The 16,978-nt window shown below is 43.1% G+C and carries 20 protein-coding genes; all 20 read left to right on the forward strand.

Annotated elements, in window-relative coordinates; all coding sequences use genetic code 11:
• Positions 1 to 119: 119 nt before the first annotated feature.
• The gene (locus DXB91_RS07985) at positions 120 to 671 is read left to right on the forward strand and encodes a VanZ family protein (RefSeq protein WP_055273512.1); all 552 of its coding nucleotides are present in this window, start codon (positions 120 to 122) and stop codon (positions 669 to 671) included.
• Positions 672 to 771: 100 nt separating this feature from the next.
• On the forward strand, positions 772 to 1,635 hold the full coding sequence (locus DXB91_RS07990; protein WP_117549095.1) for a chorismate mutase: 864 nt from the start codon (positions 772 to 774) through the stop codon (positions 1,633 to 1,635).
• Between the two features lie 30 nt (positions 1,636 to 1,665).
• Positions 1,666 to 2,592: an orotidine-5'-phosphate decarboxylase gene (gene pyrF / locus DXB91_RS07995; protein WP_015534777.1), complete on the forward strand. Its 927-nt coding sequence runs from the start codon at positions 1,666 to 1,668 to the stop codon at positions 2,590 to 2,592.
• Positions 2,593 to 2,666: 74 nt separating this feature from the next.
• Complete coding sequence (locus DXB91_RS08000; protein ID WP_117874277.1) at positions 2,667 to 3,431, forward strand: dihydroorotate dehydrogenase electron transfer subunit; 765 nt, start codon at positions 2,667 to 2,669, stop codon at positions 3,429 to 3,431.
• A gap of 11 nt (positions 3,432 to 3,442) precedes the next feature.
• Positions 3,443 to 4,345, forward strand: a complete 903-nt coding sequence (locus DXB91_RS08005; RefSeq protein ID WP_172674885.1) for a dihydroorotate dehydrogenase — start codon at positions 3,443 to 3,445, stop codon at positions 4,343 to 4,345.
• 43 nt (positions 4,346 to 4,388) lie between these two features.
• Positions 4,389 to 7,925, forward strand: coding sequence for an EAL domain-containing protein (locus DXB91_RS08010; protein WP_118017452.1), 3,537 nt, complete (start codon positions 4,389 to 4,391; stop codon positions 7,923 to 7,925).
• Positions 7,926 to 8,313: 388 nt separating this feature from the next.
• Positions 8,314 to 8,721, forward strand: a complete 408-nt coding sequence (locus DXB91_RS08015; protein ID WP_015534773.1) for a TnpV protein — start codon at positions 8,314 to 8,316, stop codon at positions 8,719 to 8,721.
• Complete coding sequence (locus DXB91_RS08020) at positions 8,693 to 9,721, forward strand: ParM/StbA family protein (protein ID WP_118017454.1); 1,029 nt, start codon at positions 8,693 to 8,695, stop codon at positions 9,719 to 9,721. The genes DXB91_RS08015 and DXB91_RS08020 overlap by 29 nt, the downstream gene beginning before the upstream one ends.
• 9 nt (positions 9,722 to 9,730) lie before the next feature.
• A complete protein-coding gene (locus DXB91_RS08025; RefSeq protein WP_015534771.1) occupies positions 9,731 to 10,249 on the forward strand; it encodes a hypothetical protein in 519 nt (172 codons plus the stop codon).
• A gap of 686 nt (positions 10,250 to 10,935) precedes the next feature.
• Positions 10,936 to 11,328: a plasmid mobilization protein gene (locus DXB91_RS08030; protein ID WP_015534770.1), complete on the forward strand. Its 393-nt coding sequence runs from the start codon at positions 10,936 to 10,938 to the stop codon at positions 11,326 to 11,328.
• Positions 11,328 to 13,175, forward strand: a complete 1,848-nt coding sequence (locus DXB91_RS08035; protein ID WP_015534769.1) for a relaxase/mobilization nuclease domain-containing protein — start codon at positions 11,328 to 11,330, stop codon at positions 13,173 to 13,175. The genes DXB91_RS08030 and DXB91_RS08035 overlap by 1 nt, the downstream gene beginning before the upstream one ends.
• A 186-nt stretch (positions 13,176 to 13,361) precedes the next feature.
• Positions 13,362 to 14,033, forward strand: a complete 672-nt coding sequence (locus tag DXB91_RS08040) for a hypothetical protein (RefSeq protein WP_055144775.1) — start codon at positions 13,362 to 13,364, stop codon at positions 14,031 to 14,033.
• 8 nt (positions 14,034 to 14,041) lie between these two features.
• Positions 14,042 to 14,395 carry a DUF6572 domain-containing protein gene (locus DXB91_RS08045; protein ID WP_117874275.1) on the forward strand — a complete coding sequence of 118 codons (354 nt, stop codon included), beginning with the start codon at positions 14,042 to 14,044 and terminating at the stop codon, positions 14,393 to 14,395.
• Positions 14,396 to 14,405: 10 nt separating this feature from the next.
• On the forward strand, positions 14,406 to 14,684 hold the full coding sequence (locus DXB91_RS08050; protein WP_055144769.1) for a hypothetical protein: 279 nt from the start codon (positions 14,406 to 14,408) through the stop codon (positions 14,682 to 14,684).
• Between the two features lie 20 nt (positions 14,685 to 14,704).
• Positions 14,705 to 15,232 (forward strand): DUF3916 domain-containing protein, encoded by a 528-nt coding sequence (locus tag DXB91_RS08055; RefSeq protein ID WP_055144767.1) that lies wholly within the window; start codon positions 14,705 to 14,707, stop codon positions 15,230 to 15,232.
• Between the two features lie 36 nt (positions 15,233 to 15,268).
• Positions 15,269 to 15,613, forward strand: coding sequence for a hypothetical protein (locus DXB91_RS08060; RefSeq protein ID WP_118017456.1), 345 nt, complete (start codon positions 15,269 to 15,271; stop codon positions 15,611 to 15,613).
• Positions 15,610 to 16,056, forward strand: coding sequence for a hypothetical protein (locus tag DXB91_RS08065; RefSeq protein WP_158564587.1), 447 nt, complete (start codon positions 15,610 to 15,612; stop codon positions 16,054 to 16,056). Before DXB91_RS08060 ends, DXB91_RS08065 begins: the two co-directional genes overlap by 4 nt.
• Positions 16,037 to 16,366, forward strand: coding sequence for a hypothetical protein (locus tag DXB91_RS08070; protein WP_243003549.1), 330 nt, complete (start codon positions 16,037 to 16,039; stop codon positions 16,364 to 16,366). The genes DXB91_RS08065 and DXB91_RS08070 overlap by 20 nt, the downstream gene beginning before the upstream one ends.
• Before the next feature lie 51 nt (positions 16,367 to 16,417).
• Positions 16,418 to 16,696: a hypothetical protein gene (locus tag DXB91_RS08075; protein WP_117549086.1), complete on the forward strand. Its 279-nt coding sequence runs from the start codon at positions 16,418 to 16,420 to the stop codon at positions 16,694 to 16,696.
• A gap of 8 nt (positions 16,697 to 16,704) precedes the next feature.
• The gene (locus DXB91_RS08080) at positions 16,705 to 16,953 is read left to right on the forward strand and encodes a hypothetical protein (protein WP_133300871.1); all 249 of its coding nucleotides are present in this window, start codon (positions 16,705 to 16,707) and stop codon (positions 16,951 to 16,953) included.
• Positions 16,954 to 16,978 lie beyond the last annotated feature (25 nt).

Below are 16,978 nucleotides of genomic sequence, written 5' to 3' on the forward strand. Positions count from 1 at the left end.
CCACTTCAATACCTCACTTTTCTACAGTACAGGTAAAAAACAAATATTTCAAGTAAAAAAGGCAAAATCAAAAAAAATTAGACATTTTTTATGGTATACTCATTCATGGTGGTGATTTTATGGCAAAGAAAACAAAAAAGAATGAGAAAAAGTACATATATATAATTCCGGCAGTGCTGTGGATGATATTCATATTTTACATGTCGTCCAGAACAGGAGATGACTCGTCGGCGGTGAGCAACCCCATGACAGACTTTATAGTGGGGTTGTTCCAGAAGGTGAGAAATGATTCCGCGCCCGTGGTTGACAGGATGACGGGAGTGGTGGAGATCATGGTCAGAAAGGGTGCACACATGACGGAATATGGAATCCTTCTGGCTCTGCTGGCCCTGGCGGTCAGAAAGGCCGGCGGAAGGATGACTTCGGCTGGCGTGTATATATGGTCAGTTGTGATAACATTTGTCTATGCGTGCTCCGATGAGATTCATCAGCTCTTTGTCGCTGACAGGGCAGGCAGGGGCACGGATGTGCTTATAGATATGTGCGGCGCACTGGCAGCTCTTCTTATTATATGGGGATCAAAGAGCACAAGGGGAAGGATAATAATGGGCTTTGTGATAGGGATAGTGCTGGTGGCAGCGGTTATGTTCCTTTTCCTGTGGCCTTTTTAGAGCGCATTTAGTATTGGCAGCCTTGAATTAGAGTGGGGCAGATGGTATATTAAAAAAGACTATGAGCATCACATTACCGATGCTGACTGGAGGATGCAGAATGACATTAGCAGATGTTAGAAAGAACATAGACCGGGTCGACAAGGAGATCAAGCAGCTCTTCAAGGAGAGAATGGTTCTTGCGGACAATGTTGCTCAGGTCAAGGCAGAGACCGAGGATGACATATATAAGCCAGACCGCGAGGAGGCCATCATATCCAATCTCACAGGGGATGTGGATGATAACATCAAGATGGAGTACACGGCGCTTATCAAGAGAATCATGGAGATAAGCAGAAAGTACCAGTATGGAAGGACTCTGGAGCTCAGGAACTGCCTGGATGTGGAGTATGATGTGAAGGAGCCTGACATAGATGCGGTGGCGATGATAAAGCCGGAGCTGTACATTTGTCAGGGATGCTCGAGGGACAAGGTCATTGCGGTGGACTCATACGATGAGGTGTATGAGCTCATAAAGACTGGCAAGGTAGACGCCGGAATGGGAATACTTGAGGACATAAGCTACGGAGTTTCGGATGCGCTTCACGAGGTGCTCACCAACAACAAGCTGTATATATACAGATGTAACATTGTAAATGAGAATGGACACAACAAGAAGGTTGTCACATTTGCAGACCACCTCATAGTGGAGGAGAACCACAACAGGCTGAAGGTGATGTTCGTATGTAAGAATAAGAGCGGAAGTCTCAGCAGCGTACTGTCCATGATCTCTGATTACGGGGTGAACCTCACAGAGATACACTCGGCGCCAAACAGGCAGGAGCATTGGAATTACAGATTCTATGTGGAGCTGTCTGCCAATTTACTGAAGAAGGATATACAGGCTTTAGTGTTCCAGCTCATGAACGAGACGGAGGAGTTTACGATCATCGGGAGCTATGCCTGTGACGAGGAACAGTTTTAGAGAAAAAATAATTTTTAAGGAGAAAATATCATGATAGACAAGTTAGTAAAGAATATCCAGAAGACAAATGCACCTATAGTAGTTGGACTTGATCCAATGCTCAACTATGTACCGGAGCATATCCAGAAAGCTGCATTTGCAGAGTATGGCGAGACACTTGAGGGCGCTGGTGAGGCTATATGGCAGTTCAACAAGGGAATAGTTGACGCTACATATGATCTTATACCTGCAGTTAAGCCACAGATAGCCATGTATGAGCAGTTCGGAATCGAGGGACTCAAGGCATTCAAGAAGACAGTTGACTATTGCAAGGAGAAGGGACTTGTCGTTATCGGAGATATAAAAAGAGGCGATATAGGTTCAACATCAACAGCATATGCGGTTGGTCATATCGGAAAGGTACAGGTGGGAAGCAAGACATATGCTGGATTTGATGAGGATTTCATCACAGTAAACCCGTATCTTGGAACAGACGGAATCAAGCCATTTGTGGATGTGTGCAAGGAGGAGAACAAGGGTATATTCGTTCTCGTCAAGACATCCAATCCATCATCAGGTGAGTTCCAGGACAGACTTGTGGATGGACGTCCACTCTATGAGATAGTCGGAGATATGGTTGACAAATGGGGCAGCGATGTTGTAGGTGAATCAGGATATTCAGCGGTTGGAGCTGTTGTCGGTGCCACATACCCTGAGATGGGCAAGGTGCTGAGAAAGGTTATGCCAAAGTCATTTATCCTTGTTCCGGGTTACGGAGCACAGGGGGGTAAGGCTGCAGACCTTGTACACTACTTCAATGAGGACAGACTCGGTGCGATCGTCAACTCATCAAGAGGAATCATAGCTGCTTACAAGCAGGACAAGTATGCACAGTTTGGTGCTGAGAACTATGCAGATGCCTCAAGACAGGCAGTAGTTGACATGATCGAGGATATCAACGGCGCACTTGATGCGTAATTAAGCCGGAATGTGTGCGGCGAGCCGGGCTTGTCCGCCGTACACTGATAATAGAATGATGATGGAGGAAGACTATGGGCAAACTTAAGATGACAGCAAAGGTGGTCAGCCAGGAGACTCTTGCCACTGATGTATACAGTCTGGTGCTTGAAGCTCCAGAGATAGCTTCACAGGCTATAGCAGGACAGTTCGTGTCTGTATATACTCACGATGGCAGCAAGATGCTCCCGAGACCTATCAGCCTCTGCGGAATAGACAGAGAGGCGGGAACACTCCGCCTTGTATACAGAGTGGTTGGATTTGGAACAAAGGAATTTTCACAGCTTGCGGCTGGAGATACGGTCGATATATTGGGGCCTCTCGGCAACGGCTTCATGAAGTCGGACAAGAAGGCGATCCTGATAGGCGGAGGTATAGGAATCCCACCTATGTTACAGCTTGTAAAAGAGCTTGACTGTGAGAAGTCAGTCGTGCTCGGCTACAGGGATGAGATATTCCTGAACGAGGAATTTGAGCCATACGCACAGGTGTATATGTCATCTGAGGATGGACAGCACGGTGTGAAGGGCAACGTAATAGATGCCATAAAGGAATACGGCGTGGACGGTGCTGTCATATATGCATGTGGCCCTACTCCTATGCTTCGGGGAATCAAGGCATACGCCATGGAGAAGGGCATCGAGTGCCAGATATCCATGGAGGAGAAGATGGCGTGCGGCGTGGGCGCATGTCTTGCCTGCGTATGCAAGACAAAGGATATAGATGAGCACTCACAGGTGCACAACAGAAGGATCTGTAAGGATGGACCTGTATTCTACGCTGAGGAGGTGGAGCTGTAATGTCAGATAAGATCAATATGTCAGTGGATATAGCGGGTGTGACTCTCAAGAATCCAATAACAGTAGCTTCAGGAACATTTGGTTCAGGCATGGAGTACAGCGAGTTCGTGGATCTTTCACAGCTCGGTGCAGTAACCACCAAGGGCGTGGCAAATGTGCCATGGCCGGGCAATCCGACACCACGTATAGCTGAGACTTACGGCGGCATGATGAACGCCATAGGACTTCAGAATCCTGGAATCGATGTGTTCAAGAAGAGAGATATACCGTTCCTCAGGGATTACGATACAAAGATCATTGTCAACGTGTGTGGAAAGTCCAAGGAGGACTATGTTGACTGTGTTGAGAAGCTTGGCGATTGTGATGTGGATCTGCTTGAGATCAACGTGTCATGTCCGAATGTCAAGGAGGGTGGAATCGCATTTGGCCAGCAGCCGGATGCTCTCTACGATATAACAAAGGCAGTCAAGGCAGCGGCAAAGCAGCCTATCATCATGAAGCTGAGTCCGAATGTCACAGACATAACAGAGATGGCCAGAGCTGCAGAGGCTGGTGGTGCTGATGCGGTATCACTCATCAATACACTGACAGGTATGAAGATAGATGTGAACAGAAGAACATTTGCAGTGGCAAATAAGACTGCAGGTGTGTCAGGCCCTGCGATCCATCCGATAGCAGTCAGAATGGTATACCAGGTGGCAAATGCAATAAAGCTTCCTATCATAGGAATGGGCGGCGTGGCTACCACAGAAGATGCCCTTGAGATGATTATGGTCGGCGCAAGTGCGGTGGCAGTTGGAACGGCCAACTTCCACAATCCTTATGCAACAGTGGAGATCATAAAGGGTATTGAGGAGTATATGAAGAAGAATTCCATCAGCGATATCCATGAGCTGATAGGCTGTGTAAAATAGAACGATATAAGTCTTCTGTAAGAGTTTTAAGGGGTGTTGGGTTATGGAAGATAACATAGATATTGAAAAATATGCACAAAAACTCCGCATGGAACTGGATGAGGCGCTTGGCAGAAATGAGGAGCTCAGCGAGGAGATATCTGATCACGCAAGGATGCTGGAGAAGACTCTTGACAATCTGGCAGGCGGTGTGGGTATATTTGAACTTCACGGGAATAAGCCGGCTGTCAGGTACATGAGCAAAAGCTTTTATAAGCTGTTCAATGTGACCGAGGATCAGATGAGTGGATATGCCAGTGACTACGTGATGTTGGCCATTCCAGAGGATCGGTCTGCCCTTAAGAAGCAGATCCTGGAGACCATAACGAGTAACAAGACCACGGTGCGTGACATCCGCTTTACGGATGTGAATACCGGGGGATATTTCTGGATACAGGTCTGCCTTTCTGTCATGTCCATAAAAAAGGGAATCATCGCACTGTGTGCGGTGTTTATCGATGTGACAAGCAAGATGGAAGCGGAGCTGGAGAACAAGGCGCAGTCTGAGATGCTCAGGCTGATACTTCAGGGAAGCGGAGAGTCCATAATCGTGTACGATGTCCCAACGGATACTCTGATAAATAAGAAGGTCGTGGATGGCGAGATGGTCACCACCATGAAATATGAGAATTTCTATAAGGGCATCGACACTAACAGGATAGTCCACGCTGACGACAGAGACGCCGTGACCGGCATGTTCAGAAAGATCCTTGATGCGGATGCGGATAGCTGTGACAGGCTGATGGGTGATCTGCGCCTTGATCTGAATGGCGGAGGCAAATGTGAGTGGTACAGAGTGCTCTTTGTTCCTCTCAGGGACTCCAAGAAAAAGGTTCGCAAGATATTCGGCAAATATTACTCCATAAACGATGAGAAGATAAAAAGTCAGGAGCTTCAGCTCAGGGCGGAGAGGGATTCTCTGACGGGACTTTACAATCATGTCACATTTCAGCACAAGATTACGGATATGCTAGAGTCTTTCCCGGGTGAACTGTGCGCTTTTTATATCATGGATATAGATGACTTTAAGCATATAAATGACGCATTTGGACATTATGCGGGAGATGATCTTCTGTGTGATGTTGCAGTGACGCTGGAGGAGGTTGCGTCGGCAGCCGGAGGATTCTCAGGACGACTGGGCGGCGATGAATTTGCACTGTTTATCCCGATAGTCGACAGAAGAGAGGACGTGTATAAGCTGGCTGAGAATATACAGACCAGACTCACCACGATCAATTGCAGTCTGCCGCATACTATGTCGATGGGAATAAGTATCCACAGGATAGAGGGTGGTATAGATTTTGACCTTCTATACAGTGAGTCGGATCAGGCGTTGTACGCAGCAAAGAGGGGCGGCAAGAACCGTTACTGTGACTATGCCGACTCAGCGGATATGCATTCATGTGATTCGCATCACAGCGGATATACATACAATGATGACGAAGGTCTTATGCTGGATGAGATATCTGATATAGCATATGTTGCTGACATGAAGACCCACGAGATGTATTTCCTCAACAAGGCGGCGAAGAGAAGTCTTGGAATTGCGGAGAACGACGATTCTTACAAGGGTAAAAAGTGCTTTGAGATAACCCAGGGCGGTGATGACCAGTGCCCATTTTGTTCTAATGAGATACTGGTTCCCGGACAGAGTTATGTATGGAATCACTACAACAGCAAGGCAAAGGGACTGTATGTGGTGAAGGATAAGATAGTTGACTGGCACGGAAGAAAGAGCCGGCTTGAGATTGCAGTTGACGTGTCTGACATAGATAAGACAACACAGGTTCTGGCGGACAGCTATGACATAGAGGATGCCCTTGTCAATTTCATGGCGAATATAACTTCAAAGCAGAGCAGTGAGGAGAAATATACCAGTCTGCTCGAGGTGATGGGAACTTTCTACAATTCCAAGAACGCCTGCCTTGTGGAGTATGGACAGGATGGCACAGGGGAGCTTTATTACTGGAAATCATCAGACGAGGAGTCGATAGAGGATGGTCTGAAGGCTCTTGTCACACAGAAAATGAGGGATGAACTGGAGAAGGAAGTCCTCAGGGACGAGGTTCTCATAGTGGACCGTTCCCATCCATTAAGGAATCCTGAAACAGAATTTGCACGGATGCTGAGTGACAGCAGGATATGGTCACTGTATGCGGTTCCGATCATAGTGGACGATGAACTGCTCGGCAGGGTATTTGTGTTCAATCCGGAGAAGCACAATGGAAACATAAGACTCATGAAGAACTTCGCTGCTTTTATCGGAAGTGAGATATATCAGAGACATCTGAAGGAGGACCAGCAGTTTGAGTTCACCCACGATAAGCAGACAAAATGCTTTAACAGGAACAGTTACATAGACTATATAAGAGGCAGAAAGAATCTGAGCAGTATTGGACTGGTTGCTGTGGATATCAATGAGATAAGGGGCATCGCGGAGATGTTCGGTCCGGATTATGCGGACGATGTGATCCTGCAGCTTGTCGGCAGGATAAGGAAGACGTTCCCGGACGACAGGGTGTTCCGCATGGGCTATGACAGCTTTATCATCATATGTGAGAACATTGAGCAGTTGAAGTTCAATGTATACGCTTCAAGACTCAGGGAAAATCTGCTCTACGGTGAGTTCACGGCATGCTGTGGCTATGTCTGGACAGATTGCAATATTGATGTCCGCAGGATGGAGGATCATGCGGCAAATCTCCTGTATTCCGAGAAGCAGCGGTGGTATGAACAGCAGGACTGTCATTCGGTGAAGTGGAATACGCTGAAAAAGGATATGGTGAAGAAGGAGCTTGAGGAAGGACTGTTCTATGTCCTTTATCAGCCGAAGATGCTGTATCCGTCAGGAAAGATATGTGGGGCAGAGGCCCTTGTAAGATATTCCGGAAATGATGACTTGGCGGATGTTATCGACAGGCTTGAGAAGAGCAGGACTGTAAAATATGTGGATTTTTACGTGCTTGAGAATGTGTGCAGAGATCTGGCAAAATGGCATGAAGAGGGAATGCCATACATCCCGGTATCCTGTAACTTTTCCAGAATGTCGCTTATAGAGAGCGATGTGGCCAAGCAGATAGCAGCAGTGGTTGACAGGTACGGAATACCGCATGATGTGGTCGAGATAGAGATAACGGAGTCGGTCAGTGAGCAGGAGCATGATACTCTGGTGAACATTTCGAACAATATACATGAACTGGGCTTCAGGATCGCGATGGACGATTTTGGAACAAAATACTCAAATGTCGCTATGCTTGCCCATATGGGATTTGACATTATCAAGTTCGACAAGAGCATGATAAATGACATAACTGTCAATCCGGTGGATCGCACGGTTATGTGTCATCTCATAAACATGTTCAATGAACTGGGAATGTTCTGTATAGCTGAGGGTGTGGAGACCGAGGATCAGGCGGATGTGCTCAGCAGCATAGGACTGGCTTGTATACAGGGGTATCTGTGCAGCAGGCCGCTGGAGAAAGAAAAGTATGTGGAGATGTGCAGGGAAAGAGGCATATCACAGCCGTACACCAATAAATAATTGAATCTTTATATGGATTATGGTAGTATGTGTAGGAAAAAGGGCAAAAAAGCCTGAAAACAGGAGGATTCGCAGAGACATGGAACAGTACAAGAAGGAATTTATCGAATTCTTGGCTGTCCTGTTTTGAAGACTCTCCCAAACCTCGAAAAACGCCGTATTTACAAGGCTTACAGCACTTTTACAGAAATCGCAAAAGTATCGTAACTTATCGTAAAAGTGTGTAGTTTATCATAAAAAGTGTGTAGTAAAGTGTGTAGTACAAACGAATAGGAATCATCAGATGAGGATGATAAAAGTATAAGTCCATGTACTTGTAGAAATGCAGGTATGTGGGCTTTTTTTATTATCAAAAATTCAAATGGATTATGGAAGGAGAGTTAAGATTATGAGTAATGAAATTTCATTGTTTGAGAAGCTGGGAGGTACTTATACAGAGGTGGATGGTATTTTGTATCCGAATATCGGTATGGATGATACTGATACGAAATCCGATACGGCTTCGGTTGTAGCAGCCGCCGATATCGGAAAATACGGTCATCTGTGGATTTGTTATATGAAGGAAAACCACCCTGACAGGTATCGTCATCATATTAGGCTGGGTCAGCTTCTGATTAGGGCAAAGGAAGTAAATGAGGAGGCTTATGAGATGTTAGATAGGATTGTAGAGAAGTATCTGGTGAAGCATAAGCCAAAGGATGCACATTCCACTATGGAAATGTGGAAAATAAGAGAGCAGGCAAAACAGCTTGCGGAGGAGGTTATTTATGGAGAGATTGTTTACAAGTATCACTAATGCAGGAGCGACTGCAACACAAAACAAAAATATTATGCAGACCGGTTATTATGCCGGAGAAAGAGAGGATTTTATGAGAGAAAATTTATTTATGACTGAAACAACTATGGCACCTGTTAAAATTGCACTGGATCATGGCTGGAGTTCCATTAAGGGCGAGCATACTTTTATGGAGACTTCTATAGTTCCGGTGGATTATGAGCCTCTTACCAAGAACGGACTTTTGGAGTATAAAGGGAAAAAGTATATCGTAGGACAGGGCAGACTTGGAAAGCAGGCAACCAAGACAGAGAATGAGAACTATTTTCTGCTGACCCTTGCAGGGATTGCCAAGGAATTGCAGTATCAGGGTAAGACAGCGGCTTCTCATGTGGAATTATATGCAGGTGTGCCTCTGACCTTGTTTGGTGCGGAGCGTAAGGAGTTTCGTGATTATCTGTGGCATAAGGAGCGTATTTCTTTTACCTTTGAGGGAGTGCATTATTCTTTCTTCATGGATAAGGTAAAGATTTATGCCCAGTGTTATGCAGCTATTGCGAACCGTATGGGAGATATGGACAGACTCAGATGTGTGGACTTGGGCTCCTGGACCTTGGATATATTAAGCGTCCGTGACAGAATCCCTATGGATAAGGATGCCTGTACTTATGAGCTTGGACTGATTACCACCATTGAGCGTATCAAAAAGGAAGCCCTTCCCAAGTTAAAGTGTGAAATGCCGGAGGATGACATTGTTGATGTTATCCGTGGAAAGCAGTCCAATGTAAATGCTGACTTTATCCCTTTTATTGAGAAGGGCTTACAGCAGTATGCAGACGAGGTGGAAGCGAAGCTTCGGGAGATTAAGGTGGATTTAATGCATGAGAATATTGTGTATGTGGGCGGTGGCACCTGTGTGATGAAGCGTTTTGGCAGAGCGCAGGGCAGAAACATCCAGTATGTAACGGATGTGAAAGCCAATGCCATCGGCTACCGTTATCTTGCAGAAAATCTGGGATAGGAGGCTTTTATGGGAAATGCAATATCTTTTCGGTTGAATCCGAAATGTGAAAGTGACAGAAAAATCCTTGCGTGGCTGGAGGCAAAATCCAGCCAGCCGGGATATCTGAATCAGACAGAGCTTATCAAGCAGGCATTGTTTTCTGCTATGGAAAGTGAGCAAAGGGGCATTCGGGAAAAGGAAACCACAGAATGGATGGAGCAGGCAATCAAAAGCATGGCAGAGGAATTTACCAAGGTGGTGCAGGAGTCCTCACAGAATATGGCTAACAATATGTTTGCCGGAGTTCTGGGAGCAATGGCTCAGCAGATGAATATGGGAGTTGTTCCTATGGCTACGTTGCCGATGTCTGGTGCAGTTCCTAATGGTATGACAGTTGCTGTACCGAATGTAATGCCTTCTGCTGTAGCAGCTAATGTGCCGGAGCCAACGGTTCCCGATAATGAACTTGCCGCAGATACTTCCAATGCTATGGATAGTGCCACAAAAGATATGCTTGGAAGTCTGTTTGATATGGATGATGAGTAAGAAAATGAAAAATCACAGTATGACGGACTGTCTTACAAAAAGGTGCCTTGTATGAGGAAATGACCTTATCTGTAAGACAGTTCTTTTTCTATGGGAAAAGCTGTGATACGAAATTCTTACGAAGCCAGCCAAGCCTTTGGCAAAAAATAAAGTCTGCTTGCAGGCTTTATTTTTATGTCCATAAGGCGAAAAAGCTAGGGCTTGGGGATGTCAAATCCCCAACAAGTTCCTGCCCGTGTATATACAGGGCGGAACTTGCTCTACCTTATGCGACGTATCCGGAGCCCATGCCGACTTAGGTCGGCACGCATCAGCGAAAGAAGGATTTCTTAAGGAAAATGATGCGGAGGCTATAGCAGGATTTCTTATGAGAAATGTGATTAGCAGATTTCTGTAAGACAGGTGTATGACACATTTCCATATATTCGGCGAGCGAATTATAACGAGCCGCAACAGACTGCTAAAGGAAATATCCGTGAGTGCAACGAGCGCATTGGTGAGCGACCTTAGGGGAGCGAGGCTATGCACGGGAGGGGAGATGCAGAATCTGCATCGGGGAAAATCTTCTGACGTATCCGGCAGTTTAATTATTCTATTGGAGTAGCAATTAAAAATTTATATTTTGTAGGTACGAGGGAGCAGGTATTTATTTACCTGCTTTTTTGTGTATCGGAATGGAGGAATTTATGAGAAATACAGATAAAAAGAAAGAGAATATGGTTCTGATGTCCATGCGTATTTCGGCAGAGGATAAGGAAGAGATTGAAGCGAAGGCAAGAAAGACCGGGCTTAGCACCTCGGAATATATCAGACGGTGTGCATTAGGAAGAAAGCTTCCTTGTTATGGTGATACCAGTCTGCTGAAGGAGTATTCCATGCAGCTGGGCAAGATTGGTTCCAACCTGAACCAGATAGCAAAGCACTTAAATGGTGGCGGAGATTTTTACAGCATTTATTATGAACTGAAGGAAGCCATAAGGGAGCTGTTGGATTTGAAATTTAAAATACTTCCTGCATTGGAGGATGTTGCCTGTGGAAAGAAGCGTAGGCGCAAAAGTGGAGAGGATGGTGAAGGTTAATGGCGATTTTGAAGCATATCTCAGTAAAGAACCGATTTTATTCTTCGGCGGTGGAGTATCTTACCTGCCAGTTTGATGAATATACCAACAAGCCTGTGTTGGATGAAAAAGGCAGAATACAAGAGCGTGAGAATTATCTGATTGTAGGTGTGAACTGTGATGTGGACAGCTTTGGTGCAGAATGTATCGAGGTCAATCGTCTGTATGGCAAGAATAATTCCGTAAAGGATGTAAAGGCGCATCACTATATCATCAGCTTTGAGCCAAATGATCCCATTACCATAGAGCAGGCGTTGGAATTTGGCAAGCAATGGCTTTCGGTATTCGCACCGGGGCATCAGGCAGTGGTGGCAGTTCATCCGGATGGTCACAATGGCAGTCAGAATATGCACGTTCACATGGTTATCAATTCTGTCAGAAAGTATGCCGGAAAGCAGAGCAGGTGGCATGAGAAACCCTGTGAATGGAAGCTGGGCTGTAAGCACAAAAGCACCGGGAAGATGATGTTCCATGCAAAAAAGTGGGTAATGGAGAAGTGTATCCGACTGGGTTTAGGACAGGTAGATTTGCTTGCTAAGAAGCACACGGACAACTACTGGGTGGAAAAGAATCTGATGAATCAGAATGCCAAGGACGGTGTTGGTGTCACTTCTAACAGAGAATTGATTCGGGATACCATAGACAAGCTGTTGCCTTTCGTGGATTCCTTTGAGCAAATGGTTGAATGTCTGCAATTTATGTATAACTGGAAGATTCGTGTTACGAATAAAACAGTGACATTTTCCACGTCGGGTATGAAGCAGGGTATTCGAGGAAATAAGCTGGGAGAAGGTTATGGCAAAGCTGACCTTGTAGAAAGAATTGCAAAGGTTGTGGCAGAGCGTAATGCGGAAAAAGAAGCCCGTCGCATTGCTGAGGAAGTAGCAAGGGTAAAAGCAGAGGCACTTGCCAGAGAAGAGGCTGCAAGGAAGGAGAAACAGCTACAGGAGGAGCAGAAGCAGAGAGAGCTTCTTGCGCGGAAAAGAAAACTGGCATTTGACAGAAATCGTATTTGTCAGGATTATTGTAGTGAAGAGCTTGCAAGAGAGGACTGGAATAAAGACTATGTGGATTATCTGCAATCACAGTTTATAAATGTAAATGATGCAGCCGGATTCATGGAAGGGGAGCTTACAGCACCGGTTATGACCAAAGATGAGTTTGAGCGACAGCAGGCAGTAGAACTGTATCATGAAAAAGCTGCCAGAGCAGTAGAACTTTGGGATATGGTGTTAAGCCAGCTTTCCAGTTCTACCCATAAGTGGAAGTGGGAGTATATGGATTATTTGGAAGATATCAAATACCAAGATACAGCAGATGTGACTTTGGAGATGGCAAAGGAAGATATTATGTCTTATGAGGAATTTGCGGAAGTGAAGGACGCAGAGAAAGCAATACAAGAGCAGATTTCTGAGACTGTAGAGGATTCTAAGATCGCAGCTATTCAGACTGCTTCAATAGACGAGCTACTGGCTATTGTAGTATCAGAGGAAGCAGATGTTGAAATTCCTGAGACAGAAGAAAAAGTATCAGAAGATACAGAGGTTTTTCCGGAAACGATTGATTATACTAAGCTGTCTATGGAAGAACGTGCTTCGCTTCTACCTGTGCCTACAGATGATTATACAGCAGAATATAATGCTTACTGTCAGCGTATGGGATATACGAGAGAGAAGATGAATAGTATCCGTTATAAGATGACTGTGTATGATGAATTTATGGCTGAATATCAGTATCGTAAGAAATACTATGGTGTAAGAGATGATTCGAGAAGTATCAGCGTACAGAAGAGTAGAGAAACAAGGTAGTAATTATTAAAACGTAATATTTGCTATATTGTTATGTTGTGGGCGAATTGTTGTAATTTACAGTTCGCCCTTTAATAAAAAATATAGAAAATATAAGTGGAATGAACCTCCTGAACATGGTAAAGTGTAGGTTGTACAAGTAGCGTAGTTGTATGTGTTATAAAGCTATTGATTGGTAGGTAAGATATGTTTGATAATTATGAAAGAAAATTGCATAAGTGTATTGCCAAATTTATAAAAAGAGCGAATAAAGACTATCCGGATTGGAGCGAAAGTCGCGACAATGGGGAATGGGAGATTGACTTAAATGAATTTGACGATATGTGTGATGTTATATTTGATATAATTAAGACCACGTCCTGTGATGAAGCTTCGAAGCAGATGCTTGATGATATTTTATTTGGGATTGCAAGGGATAACGAATGTAGCCGTATTGTAGCAATGTTATTAGATTATCCTGAGTGGTACGAATTATTATGCAAGAAAGTGTTGTCTACTGATTACATAAATGCAAAGTGGCAATTCGCAGAGAGTCTGAAGGATTGTAATGGTAAGGATGAAATAAGGGAGCTGATATTCGATTTTTTGCAGGTTGATAATGAGTATACACAGCGTCTTGCTTTGCAATCCTTAGCTTATATTTACCCGGACAAAGCCGAGGAGTATGCAATAGATTTTTGGTGGAGAGATAAATATAAGGATGATGCTTATGCATCAGAGTACCAAAAGATTGTGGTACTTCATGTGTTGCATATTATTCATTCGGCTGAACTTGAAAAATATTTGGATTTGGCGGATAAAAGTGAATATCGCTATTTGAAAGAAAATGCAGAGGAAATACGGAAAATAATGGAATAGGTGATGATATGGAGTTAGAGAATAACAATAATAAGCTGAACGTTGAAAATACAGATACCATAGATGGCTTGGCGTATGAACAGGAAACTTCAAGTTTGATACTTCTTCTTGCAGATGGAATGGACTGGTCAGATATGAATCGACATTTATTGTTGTTGCAGGAGAAACTCAATAATTATATTTGGTACATAGATTCCAAACAATATGAAGAAAAATATCCTGATGTAAAAAGAATAGAGTTGCGTGTAAGCTTTTTGTTTCAGGAACCGGAGGTATGTCATAAGCTTTTGGAAAGAGCAAAGCAGGTGTTTGTGGATGTGTTTGAAAATGTAGAGATGATTGTGGAGCAGGGACGGCCTTAGGGGGATTGATATGGGAAATTATATTAAGTTACAGCTGGAAAATATACTTACAGAAGGTCAAACCATTGCACCGGAGTATTGCGATAAGAAATATGTCATCTATTATAATCCCAAGGAAACCAGGCAGAAAGTACGCATAAATACAGATTATTATCAAAATGATAATGTAATGATGCTGTGTAAATCTTACGACAGGGGATTGTGTGATGCCATAGAGGAATATGAAAAGCTGAATTTAAAATACATTGAAAGTCAGGCATATGGTTCGTGGATGGATGGCGCCAGATAAGATACAGAAGGGAAAGCAAAATGTCAATATATATGATTCGAAGCAAATCCAGAGGACATCAGAGAAAATTTAAAAGACTGTTAAGATGGATGGATAAAATAGATCCATTTAAAAATGCAAATGATTTGCCCTTCAAAGATACAGAGGATTCATACGAGCATTTTCACGTACCATGCGGACCATGGCTTTCGAAACCTAAAACCTCTGGTAAGATTAAGACTGCATTTTGTAAGAAATGGCTTGAAAAGACCGAGGAAATTATCGGTAACAAGCCGAAGGATTTACCATTTTGTAAGGTAGTAGCAGCTATAACCTATCCGGATGTACGGGAATCCCAGATTATTATTTTCTATGATGAGGAGTATTATAATTCCTTTTGGGACAGGAAAGGACCTTATCAGATATGGACGAGAGTGGATGATAAGCGTTCCTTTGCGAAAGAAAGAGGAATCATGACAAAGTTGCCTGAGATTGGATATATAGAAGAACTCAATGATGAAGACTATTATACGAAATCGAATATATGGTTTTATGGAGAGTGGATATAATATGCAGATTTCAAAAACTGTTGTGAGGTGTGACAGATGAAGGACAATGAATGTAGAATCATTAAAATTGAAAAGGATGCATTATTTGAATTCATATATGAGAATTTTATAGCAAATCATGAGGAACTAATGGATTTAGATGCGGTTGGATGTATGAATACATTTGCTATCGACTGGGAAGCGGGAGAATTTATCTTCTGTGCACATAAGGACGAAAACGAACACGGGGATATTGTTTCGTTTCCGAAAGACATTGATGTGAATGAATTGCTAAAGGTGATTCCGGCAACGACAAATTCTATTCTGGAGCCGGGTGAAAATTATAGGGATTATACCTTTGATGAGTTAAAGAAATTGCAGAAAAAGCAGGTGATTATTTGAGTATTGAAGATTTCAAATATTATTGGAGATTTAGCGATGAAAAATATGCAGTACTATCTGAACAGGAACTATCTACAATAAGTGTTATATCCAAGGATGAAGTAGAGAAGGAATGGATTCGGATTTGTGAAAAGGAAATATTTCAAGAGAGTGCATACATAAACGATATCGTTCATCATAGTGCTCCAGTATTAATTAAAGATTGCCAGTGGGGAAAGAATGAAGATAAAACCAGAGAAGCTTTTGAAACATTTTTTAGTGAATTAAATGTGGACAAGATATTGGTATATTATGACTGTGAAAATGGCTTGCAATTGCCAATTAATCTTTTTTGTACAAAGTGGTCGGATTTTTGTTATCCATCTGATTTGGTTTTGATTTTGTTGCCGTCGGTGATGGTTGTTTATTATGAGGATATAGTATATGGACCATACAGAATATAATTTGAATGCAGTAGATTTTAACTATTTCTTGGCAGAATTGAGAAAAGGCGAAATTATGAATGAAACATCCTTCTATTTTGTTGGTGAAATAAGTGAACCAGAACACTATATAGGTTGCCTTCCACAGTACGATAAACCCTACTGGGCTGGATTGTGTGATATTCCTAATGGAACGGAATTTTTAACAGCAGATGAATTAGTGAATGCAACAATTTATAGAGGAAAATCATTAAAAGAAAGATGGGATGATGTACGAATTATCTGCATGGGTGGAATTCCGGTAGATGATTACATGAAGTTGAGTGATTAATGATAGAAGCTTTAAAAGTGCTATAAATAGCCTAAAACGGAGGTAAATACAATGAAGGATACAGCGCCTACAATAGAGGAAATGAGAGAGGTTATACATACATTTGAAATGTTATCATTTAAAGAATTACAGGCACAGGGTATATTTGATGACAAAAGAAAAATGATAATTACAAAGCCTATGACCTATATCCTTATGTCTCATACAGACGACACCAATAAGGAAAAGATCTGGAAGTATTGTAAGAAGATAGCTTCTTTTAGTCATGCGCTAATCAAATTAAAGGACTACCAGAGAATGTTACCTTTTTCAGAGGATGTGGAATCGTAGATGTGATTATGAAAGCATTGGAAGAAAATAGGTATCCGTTCTCTGATGGGAAGAATAAAGTGGAGCCGGTGGAAGGATATTATTACGCCATAGCGACTATATCACAATCCACATACCGAAGAGAGGAAATTCTTTCACTACTTCAAGTTATTACGGATTATTTTAAGAGTAATCAGCCGGATAAACTATCGCTGCTAAAAAGGAATATGGATGTGCTTAAGAAGGGCTATCCGGACCTTGGAGAGATTGTGTTTTAAAATTTGAACTGGAGAAAATACGTGG

Source organism: Coprococcus sp. OM06-34AC (assembly GCF_003462545.1).
GTDB classification, from domain to species: Bacteria; Bacillota; Clostridia; order Lachnospirales; family Lachnospiraceae; genus Coprococcus; species Coprococcus aceti.

Coding starts and splice junctions, on each gene's coding strand:
- DXB91_RS08020 (WP_118017454.1), top strand. CDS start 8,693: ATGGAGAGATTGTTTACAAGTATCACTAATGCAGGAGCGACTGCAACA.
- DXB91_RS08060 (WP_118017456.1), top strand. CDS start 15,269: ATGAAGGACAATGAATGTAGAATCATTAAAATTGAAAAGGATGCATTA.
- DXB91_RS08010 (WP_118017452.1), top strand. CDS start 4,389: ATGGAAGATAACATAGATATTGAAAAATATGCACAAAAACTCCGCATG.
- DXB91_RS08030 (WP_015534770.1), top strand. CDS start 10,936: ATGAGAAATACAGATAAAAAGAAAGAGAATATGGTTCTGATGTCCATG.
- DXB91_RS08040 (WP_055144775.1), top strand. CDS start 13,362: ATGTTTGATAATTATGAAAGAAAATTGCATAAGTGTATTGCCAAATTT.
- DXB91_RS08075 (WP_117549086.1), top strand. CDS start 16,418: ATGAAGGATACAGCGCCTACAATAGAGGAAATGAGAGAGGTTATACAT.
- DXB91_RS08035 (WP_015534769.1), top strand. CDS start 11,328: ATGGCGATTTTGAAGCATATCTCAGTAAAGAACCGATTTTATTCTTCG.
- DXB91_RS08070 (WP_243003549.1), top strand. CDS start 16,037: ATGGACCATACAGAATATAATTTGAATGCAGTAGATTTTAACTATTTC.
- DXB91_RS08045 (WP_117874275.1), top strand. CDS start 14,042: ATGGAGTTAGAGAATAACAATAATAAGCTGAACGTTGAAAATACAGAT.
- DXB91_RS08055 (WP_055144767.1), top strand. CDS start 14,705: ATGTCAATATATATGATTCGAAGCAAATCCAGAGGACATCAGAGAAAA.
- pyrF (WP_015534777.1), top strand. CDS start 1,666: ATGATAGACAAGTTAGTAAAGAATATCCAGAAGACAAATGCACCTATA.
- DXB91_RS08025 (WP_015534771.1), top strand. CDS start 9,731: ATGGGAAATGCAATATCTTTTCGGTTGAATCCGAAATGTGAAAGTGAC.
- DXB91_RS08000 (WP_117874277.1), top strand. CDS start 2,667: ATGGGCAAACTTAAGATGACAGCAAAGGTGGTCAGCCAGGAGACTCTT.
- DXB91_RS07990 (WP_117549095.1), top strand. CDS start 772: ATGACATTAGCAGATGTTAGAAAGAACATAGACCGGGTCGACAAGGAG.
- DXB91_RS07985 (WP_055273512.1), top strand. CDS start 120: ATGGCAAAGAAAACAAAAAAGAATGAGAAAAAGTACATATATATAATT.
- DXB91_RS08015 (WP_015534773.1), top strand. CDS start 8,314: ATGAGTAATGAAATTTCATTGTTTGAGAAGCTGGGAGGTACTTATACA.
- DXB91_RS08080 (WP_133300871.1), top strand. CDS start 16,705: ATGAAAGCATTGGAAGAAAATAGGTATCCGTTCTCTGATGGGAAGAAT.
- DXB91_RS08050 (WP_055144769.1), top strand. CDS start 14,406: ATGGGAAATTATATTAAGTTACAGCTGGAAAATATACTTACAGAAGGT.